Genomic DNA, 18862 nt, shown 5'->3' with positions numbered 1-18862 from the left:
TATCTTATCTAGCGTTAGTAACTCCGCTTCATTAAGTTGCACTCATTTTACAAAGGAGAATTATATTGACGATTACAAATATAGATTTAAATAAAGAAAACACTATTATTTCAATAAAAACAATTAAACTTCATGATTCAAAACGTAATACAGATGCCATTCTTAAAGTAACGGCGCCTATGGATTGGAATAATGCGCCGGTTATCTTATTCGCACATGGGTTCGGATCTTCTTTAGATGGTTATGGCCCACTTGCTGATTTCTGGGCAAGACATGGTTTTGTTGTGATACGACCAACGTTCCTAGATTCTAGAACCGTTGATTTAGACCCTAATGATCCATGCCAACCTTATATTTGGAAACACAGAGTTCAAGATATGAAGCTCATTTTAGACCAATTAGATACTATTGAAGACTACCTTCCAGGTGACCACTATCAACTTGATCGTTCTAAAATAGCGACAGCTGGCCATTCATTTGGTGGTCAAACTGCCGGTAACTTACTAGGTTTACAAGTATTAGATTTAAACACTCAAAAGAGAGAAGATTTATCTGATTCAAGAGTTAAGGGCGGTATTTTAATCGCAACTGCCGGTGAAGGTGGCGATAATCTTACAGAATTTGCAAAAGAAAATTTCTCATTTTTAAATCCTTCATTTTCTAATATGTCTAAACCAGCACTTGTTATCGCAGGTGATCAAGACCATAATCCACTTACAGTACAAGGTCCAGAGTGGATGATGGAACCATACCATTTAAGTCCAGGACCTAAAAGTCTATTAACACTTTATGGCGCTGAACATTCATTAGGCGGTATCGCCGGTTATGAAGTAAAAGAAACTACCGATGAAAATCCTGAACGTGTGAGATTGATTCAAGAAGTCACATGGGCTTATTTCCGTCATTTATTAGATATTGAACATGATAGTTGGAAACAAGTTCAATCTTCCCTAGCTAATAAAGATAACGCTATGGGTTACATCGAATCTAAAGAATAAATAGTTTATATTTTATATGTATATAAAAACGGTCATCTCTATTGAAGTCCAATAGAAATGACCGTTTTCTTTATTTAAGAATATAAGTTAGTTTCTTAATCTTAATGGTTTATTGTTTATTAGTATAAACCTTTTGTTTCATTGCTTGTATCTATGAAGATATTTTTAGATTGTTGATAGTTTTTAATTGTATCTTTGTAGATTTCACGACCGATACCTGATTTTTTGTAACCGCCGAATGGTGCGCCAGCTGGGAATTGGTTGTAAGTGTTAATCCAGATACGACCTGTTTTCATTGCTTTAGCAACATTTAATGCACGGTTAATATTAGTAGTAAAGATACCGCCTGCTAAACCGTATTCTGAGTCGTTCGCAATTTTAATTGCTTCGTCTTCATCTTCAAATTTTTCTACGACTAGTACTGGTCCGAAGATTTCTTCTTGTGCTAATTTATGACTATTATCTTTTAATTCGATAATTGTTGGTTCAAAGAAATAACCTTTGTCGCGACCGTTGTCAGTAATACGGTGACCACCAGTTAGAATATTAGCTGAACCATCTTCTTCTGCAAGTTTTACGTAGCTTTCAATTTTTTCAAGTTGTTCAGGTCCAGTTTGAGCACTCATTTTAACGTCTTCGTCAAATGGATCGCCGACTTTAATATTTTCAAATGCTTCTTTTAGTTTAGGCATTACTGTATCGTAAATAGAAGATTGAACTAATAAACGTGAACCTGCACTACATACTTCACCTTGGTTGAATAAGATACCTAATTGAGCACCTTCAACAACTTGAACTAAGTTAGCATCGTCGAAGATAATATTTGCACTCTTACCACCAAGTTCTAATGTAGTTGGTACGATACGTTCTGCACCTGCTTTAGCTACTCCATAACCAACGTCAGTTGAACCAGTGAATGATAATTTATTTACGCCTTCGTGATTGAAGATAGCGTCACCTGATTCAGAACCTTTACCTGTTAGGATATTCACTACACCTTTAGGTAAAACTTCTTGGAAAATTTTCGCAAGTTCAATTAATGATAATGGTGTAGATGATGATGGTTGAATAACAACTGTGTTACCCGCTGCTAATGCTGGCGCTAATTTCCATGATGCTAGTAGAAGTGGGAAGTTCCATGCAACTACGGCACCTACAACGCCAACAGGTTCATTAATTACTAAGCTCATTGTATTGTCGTCGATTTGGTTAACTGTACCTTCATCAGTTGTTAATACACTTGCAAAGTATTTAAAGTGGCTTGCTGCTAATGGCACGTCGATTGTAGACGTTTCACGATATGGTTTACCATTTTGTAATGATTCAACAGTTGCGAAATGTTCTGCTTTTTCGTGAATACGACGGCTAATTTCTAATAAATAATCTGCACGTTCTTCTTTGGAGATTTTGCTCCAGTCATCGAATGCATCATGTGCAGCTTGAACGGCTTTGTCGACATCAGATTTTGATGCTTTAGCTACTTCTGCTAAATCTTCGCCGTTAGCTGGATTTGTTACTGTTAATGTGTCTCCACTTTCACTTGCTTGGAAATCACCATTAATAAACAATCCGTATTTTTCATCTATAAAATCTCTAACATTTACTTTTGCCATAGTTCATCATCCTTTATATAAGATTTATGAAGCCTTTTGCAATTGTTCTATATCTATTACATTGATTAAATGTAAGCGTTTACTACAACTAAAGTTATTTTACCTTTTATTACATGAGATATAAAATAACTTGCTTATATTTAATTCCACATTTTCAAGATTTAAAACCTGTAACAAAAAGACTACTAATAGTCAGTGCAACACTTCTAATAGTAGTCTTATCTATATTTATTTAATCCATTCAATGACGTCTTCAGCTGGTTGGCGAACTTTATCTTTAGGTTCGTGCTTACGATAGCCGAATGCAACCATCACTGATGGCGCAAAATGTTCTGTATCCACTACATCTTCTTCTGCTAAAATTTCTGTCACTTTATCTAAGTCGAAACCTTCCATTGGACATGAATCAATGCCAAGCAATGCTGCTGATGTCATCATGTTAGCCAATGCGATGTAAGTTTGTTTACTAGCCCAATCCAATAATGTTCTTTCACTATCATTAATATGGAAGTTTGTTTGGAAATTATTAAATTTGTCTTCTACGGCTGGAATAGTACTTTCTTCATATTTCTTAATACCACGAATAATATGTTGCACGTATTCTGATGATGCAGTTACATTTTTACGAGCAAGAATAATCACGAAATGACTCGCACTATCTAATTGCTTTTGCGCTCCCCAACTATAAGGTTTTAATTTATCTTTTAACGCTTCGTTCTCAACGACGATAAAACGCCAAGGTTCTAAACCTAATGAGCTTGGTGATAAACGTCCAGTTTCTAAAATTGTATTAAAATCTGATTCACTTATTTTCTTTTGGGCATCAAATTCTTTTGTTGCATGTCTAAAATTAAATGCTTTAATGATCGTATCTTGCATCTCAGTCATGACATATACCTCCTAAGTATGTAATAGTTAGATTATAAATGATAAATTCATTTGCCAAAAGTTATACGCTTACATTTTCGGTTCTGAAAAAAATTGATGAAAAATAACAATTTTATGTGAATTTTTTATCATTTTAAAAAGAAATTTATATTTATCTATTGAATTGTGAATAAATTCACAATATAATGTATCTATGAGTTAAGTAATAGAGATGTTTCCAACCATTATTCTAATTATAAATATTCATTTCTATATGTAACTTCTGTCTTACTTACTTATTTATTAATATTTTATACAAATTGAAATGGGGTTAATATAATGACAAAAATTATGTTTTACGGAACTCGTGATTACGAAAAAAATGACGCTTTAAATTGGGGAAAAGCTAACAATATAGAAGTTGTTACGACTGAAGAAATTTTAAGCGAAGATACAGTAGATATGGCTAAAGGTTTCGATGGCGTTACTACAATGCAATTTGGTAAATTAGCAGAATCTGTATATCCTAAACTTGAAGAATATGGCATTAAACAAATTGCTCAACGTACTGCAGGTTTCGATATGTACGATTTAGAACTTGCTAAAAAACACGGTATCATTATTTCTAACGTACCAAGTTACTCTCCAGAAACTATTGCTGAATATTCAGTATCAATTGCTTTACAATTAGTTCGTAAATTCCCTGCAATTGAAAAACGCGTTCAAGAACATAATTTCAAATGGGCTGCACCAATTATGTCTACACCTATTAAAAACATGACTGTAGCAATTATCGGTACTGGTCGTATCGGTGCTGCAACTGGTAAAATCTATGCTGGTTTCGGTGCTAAAGTAGTAGGTTATGATGCATACCCTAATAATTCATTAGATTTCTTAGAATATAAAGATTCAGTTGAAGAAGCAATTGCTGATGCTGACATCATTTCATTACACGTACCTGCAAACAAAGAAAGCTTCCATTTATTCGATGCTGACATGTTCTCTAAAGTTAAAAAAGGCGCTGTATTAGTTAACGCTGCACGTGGTGCTGTTATCGATACACCTGAATTAATTAAAGCAGTTAACAACGGTACTTTATTAGGTGCTGCTATCGATACTTATGAAAATGAAGCAGCTTACTTCACATATGACTGGACTAATAAAGAAATCGAAGATAAAACATTATTAGAATTAATTGAAAATGAAAATATCTTAGTAACACCACACATTGCATTCTTCTCAGATGAAGCTGTAAGAAACTTAGTTGAAGGTGGATTAAACGCTGCATTATCTGTTATCAATACAGGTAAATGTGACACTCAATTAAACTAAGATAGTAATCATATAATTAAAAAGGATGAAATCTCTATGTGAGGAGATTTCATCCTTTTTTATATTGTTAGGAAAGTTGCCAACAATACTACTATTTCAATACTTCTTGTTCGATAATTTGTAAGACACCTTGTTCGTCATTGCTTGGTGCGACTGCTTTTGCGATATCAAATAACGATTGATCTTGACTGTTTGCCATTACATAACTATATTCTGCTAATTCCAACATATCTTTATCATTGTTCGCATCTCCAAATGCCATAAGTTCAGAAGTTGGCATTTCCCACTCTTCTAATAATCGAGTAAGCGCTCGACCTTTTGTCATATTCGGCATGATAATATCAATACTATTGTGCCCACTTGAAACAAGTTTAATCGTCTCGCTAAACTTTTCTTCTAAATCAGTATCGAGTGTTGAATGTGTGTCACGATTAATATTAAGCGCAATCTTCACATATTCATCTTCTGGTAACGGTTGGAACGAATCAATTTCTTCTAGTTGATGATAATAGAAATGCGCATCTTTTTTAAATGCTTCGCTTGTATCTTTTAAAATATAGGCACTTTTTAACCCACACACTATAAATTCATCAATTTTTCTATCAATGTTTAAATAATCTACTGCTTCTTTATAGTCCTTTTTATTAAAACTACGATAATTATATAATTCTGTTCCGTGATAAATAACTGCCCCATTTTCAGAAATAAAGAACATATCTCTTTCTCCAAAAATAGATTTCAGTTTCGCAAATTGATTGCCACTAGCAGCGATAAATTCAATATGTCGTGACTTTAATTCTTGAAAAATTTTGTCAAAACGTGCTTTATCATAGGCTTTGTTTGAATCTAAAAATGTACCATCCATATCTACAGCAATTGCTTTAACCATATTCGTTCCCCCTTATGCACTATGTTATATTCTCATTCATTATATAGTTCATAGTCTATAGGTTGAAGATACCCACGACAGGATGAAACAATATTCACATTTTGAAATGACTTTCATTATTAAAATAAGCGCCCCTTTCCCATTAAGAAAAGGAACGCTTAATATCTTTAATCTAGCATAGTTAGATTATTTAGTTTGCTGTTTGCGACTGCCTTTTAACAACAATAAACTGCCAACAAGTAATAATAAATATTCTAATGATAGTTCATCAGATTGACCTGTATTAGGTAAAGCATAGCGTTTAGCTACTATAGAACGATATTGATTCATAGCTTCTGTCATAGTGTAGCCTTGACCTTGTGTAGTCATATTTTCATATGATGAAACATGATTATATCTATCTGAGTAATTATCACCGTTATGACCATAATGATTGAATTCATAGTGATCTACAAATTGACGATGGTCGTGGCCATAATATCTGTCAAAGTGTGATTGGTTATTATAGTCATAATGCATTTGTTGATTAGAATATCCATTGAAATGCTGTTGATTATTGTAACCATAATTAAAGTGTTGTTGTCCATTATAACCATGGTTAACATGTGGTGGGTTGTTATAACCATAGTTGTAATTGAAATTATGATCATAGTAATTATGGTTGATATGTGTCACTTCAATTGGCTTTCTTGGGATTACAATACTTGGATGGTTGTTAAAGTCAATATGGATATTACCATCCTTGTCCATGTAATAGTAATTAATCGTTGCTGCATTATTACCCATGCAAGGTATTTTGATTTGTCTACCGTCAGCTAAGAATATATTCGTATTTCTATGATTATCAATATAATAATGGTTTACGATATTTTGTGGCGTATGAGTTTCGTGTGGTGGAGCTGGTGGTTGATTATCAATTACCACTTTTTTATCATCACTAAAGATAATGACTGTATTACCATTATTATCTTTTTGAATTTCTTTTACTGTCACTGAGTGACCATCTTGACCTTTTGGAATTGTAACGCTATTACCATCACTAAATTCAATTACGGTACTACCGTCTTTGGTAATTCTTTGACTTGTAATAGTAATTGACTTGCCGTCTTTACCGTCTTGGCCTTTTTCAATAGTAATTGTATTACCATCACTGAAGGTTACAACAGTATTGCCATCTTTATCTTTATGGCTTTCTTTCACAGTAACTGAGTGACCATCTTGGCCTTTAGGAATTGTGATTGAGTGGCCGTCACTAAATTCGATGATTGTGCTACCATCAGATGTTATTCTCTGGCCTACAATTGTAATTGATTGGCCATCTTTTCCATCTCGACCATTAGTGCCGTTGATTCCATTGTTTCCATTATTGCCATTTTGACCGTTATAACCGTTGTTACCGTTATTTCCGTTGTTGCCATTTTGACCGTTATAGCCATTATTACCGTTTTGGCCGTTTTGACCATCTCTACCGTCACGTCCGTCGCGGCCATCTCGGCCATCTCGACCGTCTTTTCCGTCGCGACCATCTTGGCCTTTTTCAATAGTAATAGAATTATCATCACTAAAGATTACTACAGTGTTACCATCTTTATCTTTATGAGTTTCTTTTACTGTAACTGAATGGCCATCTTGACCTTTAGGAATTGTAACTGAGTGACCATCACTAAATTCGATGACAGTATTACCATCAGGGGTAACTTTTTGATTAACAATTGTAATTGATTGACCATCTTTTCCATCACGGCCATTGTCACCACGGTCACCTTTATCGCCTTTGTCACCTTTAGCGCCTTTTGGTATTGTGATTGTTTTGCCGTCTGTAAACGTTACGACTGTGTCGCCTGTTTCATTGACTTCTGTCTTCGCAATACCGACTGATGTACCATCTTCACCTTTATCACCTTTTGGAACTGTCATGATTTTACCATCAGTGAAGTGCACCACTTTATTGCCATTACTATCTGTTTCGATGTTTACGATACCAATTGATGTGCCATCTTTTCCGTCACGACCATTGTCACCGCGATCACCTTTAGGAATTGTGATTGTTTTTCCATCATTAAAGTGGAGGACAGTATTACCATCTTTATCTGTTTCTGTACTTGTAATAGTGATTGATGTGCCATCTTCACCTTTGTCGCCTTTTGCACCTTTTGGTATTGTGATTGTTTTACCGTCTGTGAATGTTACGACTGTGTCGCCTGCTTCATTGACTTCTGTTTTCACGATACCGACTGATGTGCCGTCTTCACCTTTGTTACCTTTTGGAACAGTCATAGTTTTACCATCAGTAAAATGAACTACTTTATTGCCATCGCTATCTGTTTCAATGTTTACGATACCGATTGATGCACCGTCGTGGCCATCTTGACCATTGTCACCACGGTCGCCTTTATCTCCCTTAGGCCCTTTAGGGATTGTCACTGTTTTTCCGTCGTTAAAGTGGATAACTGTGTTACCATCATCATCTTTTTCTGTGTTTGTGATTGTAATCGATGTGCCGTCTTGGCCATTGTGACCATCTTGACCGTTTTCACCACGATCACCTTTGTCACCTTTAGGGATTGTCACTGTTTTTCCATCATTGAAGTGGATAACTGTGTTGCCATCATCATCTTTTTCTGTGTTTGTGATTGTAATCGATGTGCCGTCTTGGCCATTATCGCCACGATCGCCTTTATCACCTTTAGGGATCGTCACTGTTTTTCCGTCGTTGAAGTGGATAACTGTATTACCATCATTATCTTTTTCTGTGTTTGTGATTGTAATTGACGTACCATCTTGACCGTTTTCACCTTTAGCACCTTTTGGTATTGTAATCGTCTTACCGTCAGTAAACGTTACTATTGTATCGCCTGCTTCGTTAACTTCTGTTTTCGCGATACCTACTGATGTGCCATCATGTCCGTCTTGACCGTTTTGTCCGTCTTTACCATCGGCGCCTTTGTCACCTTTTGGTATTGTGACTGATTTGCCATCACTGAAGTGAACAACTTTATTACCATCACCATCTGTTTCCGTGCTTGTGATTGTAACTGATGTGCCATCTTGACCATCTTTTCCATAGGCGCCTTTTTCGCCTTTTGGTATTGTCATGACTTTACCGTCTGTGAAATGAACGACTTTATTACCATCTTTATCTGTGTCAATATTCGTGATACCAATTGATGTTCCATCTTGACCGTTTTGGCCGTCTTTACCGTCGGCACCTTTGTCCCCTTTAGGAATTGTCATTGTTTTTCCATCAGTAAAATGTACAACTTTATTGCCATCTTTATCTGTTTCGATATTTGTAATACCTATTGATGTGCCATCATGGCCGTCTTGTCCATCACGTCCATTGTCCCCACGATCGCCTTTAGCGCCTTTTGGAATAGTCATTGTTTTATCATCAGTAAAGGTAACCACAGTATCGCCATTGTCTTTAGTAGTTATTGATTTAATGCCGATTGATGTACCATCTTCTCCTTTTTCACCTTTTGGAATTGTCATTGTTTTTCCATCAGTAAAGTGAACGATTTTGTTTCCGTCATTATCTGTATCGATGTTTGTGATACCAACTGATGTTCCGTCTTCACCTTTCGGTCCTTTTGGTATTGTCATGACTTTGCCGTCAGTGAAATGAACAACTTTATTTCCTTCATTATCAGTATCGATATGCGTGATACCAATTGATGTTCCATCTTGGCCATTATCGCCTTTTTCACCTTTAGGGATGGTCATCGTTTTTCCATCAGTGAAGTAGACAATCTTATTTCCATCACTATCTGTATCAATTTTCGTGATACCAATTGATGTTCCGTCATGACCATCTTGTCCATTCTCACCGCGCTCACCTTTCTCGCCTTTTGGAATTGTCATTGTTTTTCCGTCAGTAAACGTCACTACTGTATCGCCATTAGGTTCTTTATTGATAGTATCAATGCCTACTGATGTGCCATCTCGGCCCGGTTTGCCAGCTGGAATTATTATTGAAGAATCATCACTGAATTCCACAGTTGTATTACCATCATTATCTTTTGTAATACGTTTAACAGTAATTGATTGGCCTGGATCACCTGTGTCACCTTTATCGCCTTTGTCGCCTTTATCTCCTTTCGGTCCGGCTTGGCCACGTGCCCCTGCTGGTCCTCGTGCGCCTGTATCGCCCTTATCACCTTTATCGCCCTTGTCACCTTTTGGAATACGGATTGTTCTACCATCACTAAATTCAATAACATGATCACCCGTTTTAGCATCATGGTAATCATTTGTGATTGTTACAGAACTTCCGTCTCTTCCAGGTAACCCATCAGGTACGAAGAAGTGACTAATTTGTTGACCAGTTGTAGCATTAGTAATTGTAACCCAGCTACCTGGTTTATGATTATCTTGACCGCGTACTACATTCGTATTGATATCTGGTGTTCTACCGTCTCTTGGTACGATCGTTTTACCTGGGCTACTGTTCTTACCATTCAAAGTGGCTACCGCTGTAATATGGTCGCCTTGTTGTAATGTGTAATTAGGTAAGGTATAGCTAAAGTGTCCAGTATTATCAGCAGTGGTATTGTATTGTTTACCACCAACATTAATCTTAACTTGAGCGTTAGGACTTGTTTCACCACTGACTACGTTAGTGCCTGAAAGTTGTGGTTCCACAATTGGTGCAAGTGGGCCATTGATATTAGAATCATCCACTTGTCCAATACCAAGTTTAACGATTTTATTTACTGCTGGTTCATTATCATATGTTTCTTTAACGAATCTTCCGATAATTTCATTTTTATATTTTACTACTGAATAAAGCACACCACGTTTCCCATTACGTCCCTCTTGTTGTACGACTTGTTGGCCTAATGGAACATCTTTAGAAATGACGTACTCAATTTGGAAAGGTGTCGTTTCTACTTCTGATGCATCATCCGTTGTAATAATATTTTCTTCAGGTTTGTTCGTACCTTGGACGCTTGTTGAGCCGTAAAAATAGTTATCATGTGATGTTGGTTCTGCTTTACCAGTACCTGTTTGGAACATCATCACATTCCCATTGAAACTTAAGTCACCATTCCAATCACGTACTGGAAGACTAAAGCGATATTCTACACGTCCATCTTTTCCTACAGCATATTTGTTAATAGAGATTCTAGAATTTAATCCATAACCTGCTGGATAACTCGGATGGGAGCCTCTATTCATTTCAATAGTCCCAGAGTTACCAGTAACACCAGTTACGTTATAATTTCCTTGAATTGAACTTGGTACATTATAACCTGAACCAAAGTTAAAACCGCCTAAATCTGCGTTATGAGCAGGTTCAGGAGCTGAGCGATTGACTTTCCATGTGATAGTAAAATTCATGCGATTCGCACGACGGTTAGGTTGAACTTGTACAGTATAATGCGCGGGTGTTTGTGAGAACGAAGTAATTCCATCTCCATTAATTGTGAGTCCTGAATTTGGATCAATACCAATAACACGTTTTAAATCTTCTAATGAATTAACTTCAGTATTATTAATATTAGCGCCTTCACCTGTAGATCTCACTGCATAGGTAGTAAATATCGATGCCTTTTCTTTAGCATATTGTAAACCGGCATACATTATAGTCTGAAATACTTCTTTGGCATCAGTAGAAGCATAGTCAATATCTGCACGTTTAAGGATTTCTTCTACATCATTACTATCATATGACTCTGAAAGCAAATCATGTACAAGTTGACTCTTATCACTTGCATTATTATATCTATCCACAAATTCTTGAGGGACTTCTATTTCATCAGCGCTATCATCACTCATTTCTCGTGTAGACGCCGTCGTTGTGTCGTCAGAGGCTTCTCTAGTTGCTAAACGAGTGCTAATTGCTCTACTTTCATTTAAATCTTTTTCATTATTAGTAGTCGTACTTGTTTCTTCGTTAGTAGTTGTTTTTTCGTCAGTAGTTGTTTCAGTTGAATTTGGTGTTGCTTGTTCTTCATTTTTTGAAAAGTTCTGATTTGTAGTTTTCTCATGTTTATTAACGTTTTCTTTATCTTCTGTTACAACATTTTTATTAGTATCAGTTTGAGTAGTATTTGTTACAGTGGGTGTTTGAATTGAATCTTTGTTTGAGGGAGAGCTTGTCGTAGACGTTGAGTCAGAGGTTGGCTCAGTCGTTGCTTTCTCCTTAGATGTCGGTGTCGAAGGCTCTGAGTCGCCTTGGACGTTCTTGTTGTCTTTATTTGTTTCATTGGTTATCACTTCATCCGGTTGAGCGGTCGGAGAAGTTGTTTCAGTTGTTTGTTGTTCAGATGTATGAGCACCATCTTCACTTTGGGCTTGAGCTTCATTGCTTATACCGAATATTAAGGTCGAACCTAAGAGAATTGAAGCCGTACCAATAGTAAATTTCCTAATAGAATAGTAATTATATCTATTCAAAAATGATCCTACTTTTTGTTTAGATTTTGGTTTCAAATATTTCACGTCCTTGTTGTAGATTCTAGTTGTGTAACTTTCAATAGAATAGCACCTTTTCGAATTAAGTACAATACTATTTTATATATATTCTATTTATAATTGTAATAACATTCTATTCAAACCTAAAAAATTTATAATAATAAGAAAAAGAATCTGGAACATTTGTATGAATAATGTTCCAGATTCTTAATTAATTAGTTATTTCACTTCTTCAGCAACGAATATTTTACGTTTTTCCCATACGCCAGTGTTCTCGTTATAATCATCACACGTAATTAAAGTAAGTTGGTTCTTTTTACCTTTATGCTCATCTAACACTTCCACGTCCTCTGGGTTAACATCGCGAATACTTGTCATTTTATATTTACGTGTTTCATTGCCTATTTTAAAGGTCACTTTACTTCCTTTTTTTGCAGCTTTTAAATTTGTAAATTGATAATTGGGTCGATCAATAAATGTATGACCTGCTATTGAAATATTTTGGTCATCTAATGATTCATCTTCTTCCGCGAAACTTACACCACGATTTAATTGTTCTGGCGTAGCTGGTCCAGGATAAACAGGTTCTTTAATATCTGCGTCAGGTATGCTTATATATCCTGTCATTTTAGATTTATCTTTTGATATCGTGGGCTTTTCATTCTTGCTAGATTGCTGTTTTGAATCATTTTTATCGTATTGTTCAATTTTATTATCTTTATCTTTCTGTTGTAAGTAATTATCGATGTGAGGTTTCGCAAATAAATATACTGCGACTAGAATTAAAATTACACCTATAATTGTCATCAATCTATTAGTCCAATTTTTCATTGATGATACTCCTTTAATCATAACTTTGTTAGCTCGTAGTATATCATTATTATTTCACTATATTAATTTATTTTTTTCATTTATTACATAAAATTTTTATCGCCCATTTGCTTGCTGTTCACTTTTTAATTTAAAATAAGGTCAACAAGGAGGTAAAGCCGTGATTAGAAATATTGAACGCAAAGATTTGCCTACTATATTAGATATCTATAATGATGCCATATTAAATACTACTGCTGTATATACCTATGATGCTCAACAACTTAGCGATCGCGAGGCTTGGTTCGAATCAAAAGTACTAGCGAATGAACCAATATTTGTTTATGAGTTAAACAATAAAGTGGTTGGTTTTTCAACTTATGGACAATTTAGAAACTGGCCAGCTTATTTATACACGATTGAACATTCAATTTATGTAGAGCATTCACATCGTGGCAAAGGCATTGCAACTCAATTACTTCAACATTTAATCGAGCATGCGAAACAAAAAAATTATAGAACGATGGTAGCGGGTATAGACGCTTCGAATTCTGATAGCATTCATTTACATGAAAAATTAGGATTTACTCACGCCGGTACGCTAAAAAATGTCGGTTACAAATTTGAAGATTGGTTAGATTTGGCATTTTATCAACTTGATTTGAAAAATGACTAAAACTTCACATTTATTAAAACTAAAGGAGGCTAGAACAGTTATCCAATAACAGTTCTAGCCTCTTGATTATAGGCGTTGAAATGAGTATGTGTGAAAATCATACTTACTTCATCTTTAGTCAACTATGCCCATAGCAAGACTTATGACATCCTTAAAATTATAATATCTTTCTGTCTCGCTCTCTTGTTGTATTTTGAATTTCTTCTTGAACTTCTTCACGAATTTTTTCCCTTAATTCGTTAATTTGCTTCTTCTTTTTATCCGCAATAACAAAACGTGCGTAATGTACTAGGAATACTACAATCATACTTAATGACATTGATTGCAATAACAGATTCTCCCATGTCCCTGTCTGAGTAAAATAGTACGTCATCGTTGTGTTAATGACAAATGCTAAAAAGATGATACTGAGTCTAACCATACCATCATCCCCTTTTGAGTTATTTTATACTCAAAGGTGAAATTTTGCAATATTATTTTTAATTTTCAGATAAGGACATATGTACTATTAAACATGTAAAAAGTAAGCACTCAAGGTCAATAAACAGGCTATCGCATTTATATAAATTTACTTAATTTTCAAAGATAACAAAAAACCATTCCTGAATGTGCAAATGACATTCAAGAATGGTAATTGGTTGATATTAAGAAAAGCTATTAACTGTGCCTGCGCCAGTTTCGCCAAAGATTTTTTGTTTAATTGCTTCGCCAGTTGGTGTGCCAGCTAAACCGCCAAGACCAGTTTCTCTAAGTTCTGCTGGTAATCCACGACCAATTTTATCCATAGCTTCGATTACTTCGTCAACAGGAATTCTGCTTTCAACACCTGCTAATGCTAAGTCTGCTGAAATTAATGCGTTACCTGAACCGATTGCATTACGCATAACGCAAGGGATTTCAACTAATCCTGCTACTGGGTCACATACAAGACCTAGTAAGTTACTGATTGCTAATGCCATTGCATGACCTGAAGCTTCAGGTTCGCCACCGAATACTGCTACTGCGGCAGCTGCTGCCATAGCTGATGCTGAACCAACTTCTGCTTGGCAACCGCCTGTAGCACCGGCAACGCTTGCGTTGTTCGCAACAACACGGCCGAATAATGAAGAAACGAATAAGAAGTCTACCATTTGTTCTTCAGTTAAATCGTGTGTTTTTTCTAATTTGAATAATACACCAGGAATGGTACCCGAGGATCCTGCTGTTGGAGTTGCACAAATGATACCCATTGCTGCGTTAACTTCGTTTGTAGCTACGGCACCTTTCACTGCTTCAACCATTTCATGGCCTGATAAAGCATGGTTATTATCGTTATACTTAGCTAGTTTAATAGCGTCTTGGCCTGTATAGCCTGTTACACTTTTAACACCTTCGCCTGTAGTCCCTTTAACTACGGCATCGCGCATAACTTCTAAGTTTTGTTTCATTGTTTCTCTAACTTCTTCACGAGATTTACCTGAAAGATTCATCTCTTCTTGAATCATAATATCTGCAAAAGACATCTTGTTTTCAACTGCGTAGTCTATAGTTTCTCTAATTGAATCAAACATCTTTAATCCCCCTCTATTTAATATAGGATACGTTTAAGTGACTATATTTGTCTTTGATTTGGTCTAACGTTGATTCAGATATTGCTTTAGCTAGTGTTAATACAACTAAGCTATTGTTTTCGCCCGTTTCTGTCAATTCGTCATCAATACTTGCACCAAGTTCATTAATATCATTTAATAAGTGATTGACCTCTGATTTATTTGCCGCCCCATCTATTTCTAAGATAGGTAAACCGTGGTCAAATTCAACTTCTTGTCCTTCTACATTAATTCTTCTTAATTTAATGGTACCGCCACCGATTGAGTTACCGATAACTTCAATATGACGTCCATTTGCTTCAGCAACGATGTGTGCACAGTTAGGGTGTCCACCAATGCTGTCGCCATCTTCTTCTATAATCTCTACGTCAATGCCTTGATCTCTTGCAATTGTTAAAGCGTCTTTAATACGGCTATCAAATGTGCTATAACCCATTGCGCCACCAACAATTGCTAAATCTGTACCGTGACCTTGATGTGTTTTAGCGAACGATTCATAGTAATGAATTGTTAATTTTTCTGCTTGCATTCCGCCTAATACTGCATATGCAGCATTACCGATTTTAACAGCACCTGCTGTGTGAGAACTTGAAGGTCCCATCATGACAGGGCCAATGATATCAAATGCACTTTGATAATCGTAGCTTTTTTTAGTAGCCATTATTAAACACTCTCCTTAGGTTGTTTCTGTTTACTAGGCATTTTAATAGTCATATCCATTAAGTTGAATTTTTTAATTAAAGTACTGAAGATAAACGCTAATACAATACTTACTACTGCAACTGCAATGATTGTAATTACTGATCTAACTGCGTCGTTAAATCCGAATAATACGATTGCACCTGCAATTGGTGTAGCCATACCTTTAACACCGATTACTAGTCCACTGAATGTTACGATACAAGCATTTACAACACCGATAATTGCATTAGTTCCGTATAATTGTACTGGATATTTTGCGATTAAGTCGATTTGAGTTAATGGTTCAATACATACTGCGAATGCTTTAGATTTACCTCCAATGTTAAGTCTGTTGAATAATACAAAGTTAACGAATGAAGAACCTGTACATGTTAATGCACCGATAGCCATTGGTACGCCAGTTAATCCTAATAAACTAGTTAATACCATTGAACTTAGTGGTGTCATTCCCGTTACTGGGATAACTAAACCTAAGATAACCGCTAATGCGTAAGGGTTACTGTCTCCAACTGATGTTACTGCGCCACCGATTTGATGTAAGATAGCCATAACTCCTGGGCTAATTACAGTTGCTAAACCGAACGCAATTGCTGGAGCGAATAAAATCACAACAATTAAGTCTAAACCTTCTGGTACTTTCTTTTCAACAAATTTAATTCCAAATGAAATGATGTATGCTGCGATAAATGCTGGTAATAATTTAAAGTCATGTAATACTAAACCAACAATTACTGCGAATACAGGTGAGATACCAAGTTTAAGTCCAGTTAAGATACCTACTGCTACACCTGCTAAGCTTCCTGCTAAATCACCAATTGTTTGAAAGAATTCAATATGAAATACGCCACCAATAGCGTAACTTAGAAACGCTTGTGGTAAGAATGTTGCACAAGCAGCTCCCGATAGAGCTTGTAATCCTTGTTTGCCGTATGGCGCAAAGTTTAAGAATAACGTCATAACGACAAGTACGAGTACGAGTGTTCCCACTCCTAAAATAATGTTCATTCCCCAAAACCTCTTTCTAATTATTTATTAGTCATTGACATAGTACACCCTATGGAAACCGATTTCAAGATTTCTCTAGAGTGAAATGAGGCTAATATGTGAAATAAATCACATTTAGGGACTTTTTGAGGGATAAAAATTTTCATTTTGAAAAACTTTGTAAACTAATAATTAATTATCCACGTTTTAAATTGTCTATCGGTGAAACGTATAATCTACTAGTTCGATATTTGCCAAGAAAATATATTGTGCACTTCACTATTTGTACATCTACTTTAACATCTATAACGCATTTACCCATAAATTCTGCTCACTTTTGTAGTTAAAATAAGGTTGTAATTATCCAAAATACTTATTTTTTCACTAAAAAAGAGCAAAGACCATAATTTTTAGTCTTTACTCTTTATAAAATGTATATTGTTTATATTAATCGTCAATTTTTAATAATTCTTCTGTGAGTTGATGTGTTTGTTGATAGATTTGGCGGTAGACATTATAGTAAGCTTCATACTTATCATGGCTCTCTTTGTCAGGTTCAAATGTACGGTCAACCTCAATAAATTGAGCGACACAGTCATCGAATGAGTTAAACCATTCTAAACCGTATGCGGCAATCATGGCCGCTCCCATACTAGGTCCTTCTTCATGTTTTAATTTTCTAATCGTAGCATTAAAAATATCGGCTTGCATTTGTAGCCAAAATTCACTCTTTGCGCCGCCACCGATTGACGTAATGTGCGTGATTTCTTTACCCGCTTCTCTTATTAACTGAATGGAATCATATAGCGAGAAGGTAATGCCTTCAAGTACAGCGCGTGCAAAGTCAGCTTTCTTATGGCTACCACTAATACCAATAAAACTTCCACGAATAAACGCATCACCATGAGGCGTACGTTCACCGGCTAAGTATGGCGCAAATAACAGATGATTAGCTCCAATCTGGGACGTGCTTGCTTGTTTTACAATATCGTCGAATGACTGATCTTCAAAGAACGTCTTCTTCAACCAGTTTAAACTATAGCCTGCCGCAAGTGTTACCCCCATCGCATAAAACGTTTCAGGTACGCTGTGATCAAAGAAATGAATGCTATTACGATACTCAGTGTAACTATCACTTTCAACGTTAAGTACGACACCTGACGTACCTATACTGCATAATGTGTCGTTGTCATTAATAATTCCGGCACCAATCGCTCCACAGGCATTGTCGCCACCCCCTGCGAAGACTTTAACTTCCTCAGTAAAGCCAACTTCTTGAGCAAGTTCAGAACGCACATGGCCTACGCAAGCCGTTGAACGAACTAAAGGGGGGTAAATATCTCCAATTCCGAATTGTGTACCTACGTCGCGTGCCCAATCATGTGTTTCTGGATTAAGTAAGAGCGTGCTTGCCGCATCAGAATATTCCATATGAATTTCTCCAGTTAAATAATAGCGCACATAATCTTTAGGCAACATAAAGACACTTACTTGGTCCCATATATCTGGTTCATGTTGTTTAACCCATAACATTTTAGGCATAGTAAAGCCTTCTAATATTGGATTTCCATTTAATCTTTCGCCATAGACCTCTTTAATTTGGCGACATTGTTCTGAATTACGTGTGTCATTCCATAGTATTGCATGTCGCACAGGTTGATGCTGGGCATCTAAGGCTACTAAACCATGCATTTGTCCTGAAAATGAGACCCCTTTAACGACACGTTGAGCCATTTGAGAAGAATGGGTGATGTTTTTAATGCCTTGTGTGACCGCTTCTACCCATTCTTTAGGATCTTGCTCACTATAACCTGCACGTGTTTGAATTAACGTTAACGGTTCACTCGTCGAAGCTACGACTTCCCCTTGTTGGTTCACTGCAATAATTTTTACTGCACTTGTTCCTAAATCAATTCCTAATACAACATCTTCCACGACGCATCCATCCTTTACTCTGTTCATTAATAAAGTAATTTCCAATGTTT

At 36.0% G+C, this 18862-nt stretch carries 12 protein-coding genes and 1 pseudogene; 3 read left to right on the top strand and 10 right to left on the bottom strand.

The features are described 5' to 3' along the window. Window positions 1-65 precede the first annotated feature (65 nt). The gene (locus HS848_RS08070; protein WP_198611932.1) at window positions 66-998 is read left to right on the top strand and encodes an alpha/beta hydrolase family protein; all 933 of its coding nucleotides are present in this window, start codon (window positions 66-68) and stop codon (window positions 996-998) included. Window positions 999-1117: 119 nt separating this feature from the next. Here the strand turns inward: HS848_RS08070 and HS848_RS08065 are convergent, their stop codons facing one another. Together HS848_RS08065 and HS848_RS08060 are read right to left on the bottom strand one after the other, a co-directional pair. Continuing rightward, on the bottom strand, window positions 1118-2611 hold the full coding sequence (locus HS848_RS08065; protein WP_198611931.1) for an aldehyde dehydrogenase family protein: 1494 nt from the start codon (window positions 2609-2611) through the stop codon (window positions 1118-1120). A 228-nt stretch (window positions 2612-2839) separates the two neighbouring features. After that, on the bottom strand, window positions 2840-3499 hold the full coding sequence (locus HS848_RS08060) for an NAD(P)H-dependent oxidoreductase (RefSeq protein ID WP_198611930.1): 660 nt from the start codon (window positions 3497-3499) through the stop codon (window positions 2840-2842). Window positions 3500-3817: 318 nt separating this feature from the next. Between HS848_RS08060 and HS848_RS08055 the strand changes: the two genes are divergently transcribed. Continuing rightward, window positions 3818-4810 (top strand): D-lactate dehydrogenase, encoded by a 993-nt coding sequence (locus HS848_RS08055; RefSeq protein WP_198611929.1) that lies wholly within the window; start codon window positions 3818-3820, stop codon window positions 4808-4810. 91 nt (window positions 4811-4901) lie between these two features. Here HS848_RS08055 and HS848_RS08050 read toward each other — a convergent pair whose 3' ends face one another. The 3 genes from HS848_RS08050 to srtA all read right to left on the bottom strand — a co-directional run bounded on the left by HS848_RS08050 (window position 4902) and on the right by srtA (window position 12947). Next, the gene (locus HS848_RS08050; protein WP_198611928.1) at window positions 4902-5699 is read right to left on the bottom strand and encodes a Cof-type HAD-IIB family hydrolase; all 798 of its coding nucleotides are present in this window, start codon (window positions 5697-5699) and stop codon (window positions 4902-4904) included. Between the two features lie 186 nt (window positions 5700-5885). Beyond that, window positions 5886-12134, bottom strand: a complete 6249-nt coding sequence (locus tag HS848_RS08045; RefSeq protein WP_198611927.1) for a YSIRK-type signal peptide-containing protein — start codon at window positions 12132-12134, stop codon at window positions 5886-5888. Between the two features lie 201 nt (window positions 12135-12335). Then, window positions 12336-12947, bottom strand: a complete 612-nt coding sequence (gene srtA, locus HS848_RS08040; protein WP_198611926.1) for a class A sortase SrtA — start codon at window positions 12945-12947, stop codon at window positions 12336-12338. Between the two features lie 160 nt (window positions 12948-13107). Between srtA and HS848_RS08035 the strand changes: the two genes are divergently transcribed. Beyond that, complete coding sequence (locus tag HS848_RS08035) at window positions 13108-13602, top strand: GNAT family N-acetyltransferase (RefSeq protein ID WP_198611925.1); 495 nt, start codon at window positions 13108-13110, stop codon at window positions 13600-13602. A gap of 253 nt (window positions 13603-13855) precedes the next feature. Here the strand turns inward: HS848_RS08035 and HS848_RS12720 are convergent. The 5 genes and pseudogenes from HS848_RS12720 to xylB all read right to left on the bottom strand — a co-directional run. Continuing rightward, window positions 13856-14023, bottom strand: a pseudogene (locus tag HS848_RS12720) (hypothetical protein); the annotation flags it as partial. A 223-nt stretch (window positions 14024-14246) separates the two neighbouring features. Beyond that, on the bottom strand, window positions 14247-15152 hold the full coding sequence (gene sdaAA, locus HS848_RS08025; RefSeq protein WP_107507118.1) for an L-serine ammonia-lyase, iron-sulfur-dependent, subunit alpha: 906 nt from the start codon (window positions 15150-15152) through the stop codon (window positions 14247-14249). A gap of 13 nt (window positions 15153-15165) precedes the next feature. Continuing rightward, window positions 15166-15852: a serine dehydratase beta chain gene (locus HS848_RS08020; protein ID WP_107507117.1), complete on the bottom strand. Its 687-nt coding sequence runs from the start codon at window positions 15850-15852 to the stop codon at window positions 15166-15168. Between the two features lie 2 nt (window positions 15853-15854). After that, window positions 15855-16898, bottom strand: coding sequence for a PTS sugar transporter subunit IIC (locus HS848_RS08015; protein WP_107507116.1), 1044 nt, complete (start codon window positions 16896-16898; stop codon window positions 15855-15857). Window positions 16899-17324: 426 nt separating this feature from the next. Next, window positions 17325-18812: a xylulokinase gene (xylB, locus tag HS848_RS08010; RefSeq protein ID WP_332871288.1), complete on the bottom strand. Its 1488-nt coding sequence runs from the start codon at window positions 18810-18812 to the stop codon at window positions 17325-17327. Window positions 18813-18862: the final 50 nt, after the last annotated feature.

Origin of the sequence: Staphylococcus caledonicus (genome assembly GCF_016238465.1) — a bacterium.
In the GTDB taxonomy this organism is placed as follows: domain Bacteria; phylum Bacillota; class Bacilli; order Staphylococcales; family Staphylococcaceae; genus Staphylococcus; species Staphylococcus caledonicus.
This window is presented reverse-complemented; position numbering and strand designations above follow the sequence as displayed.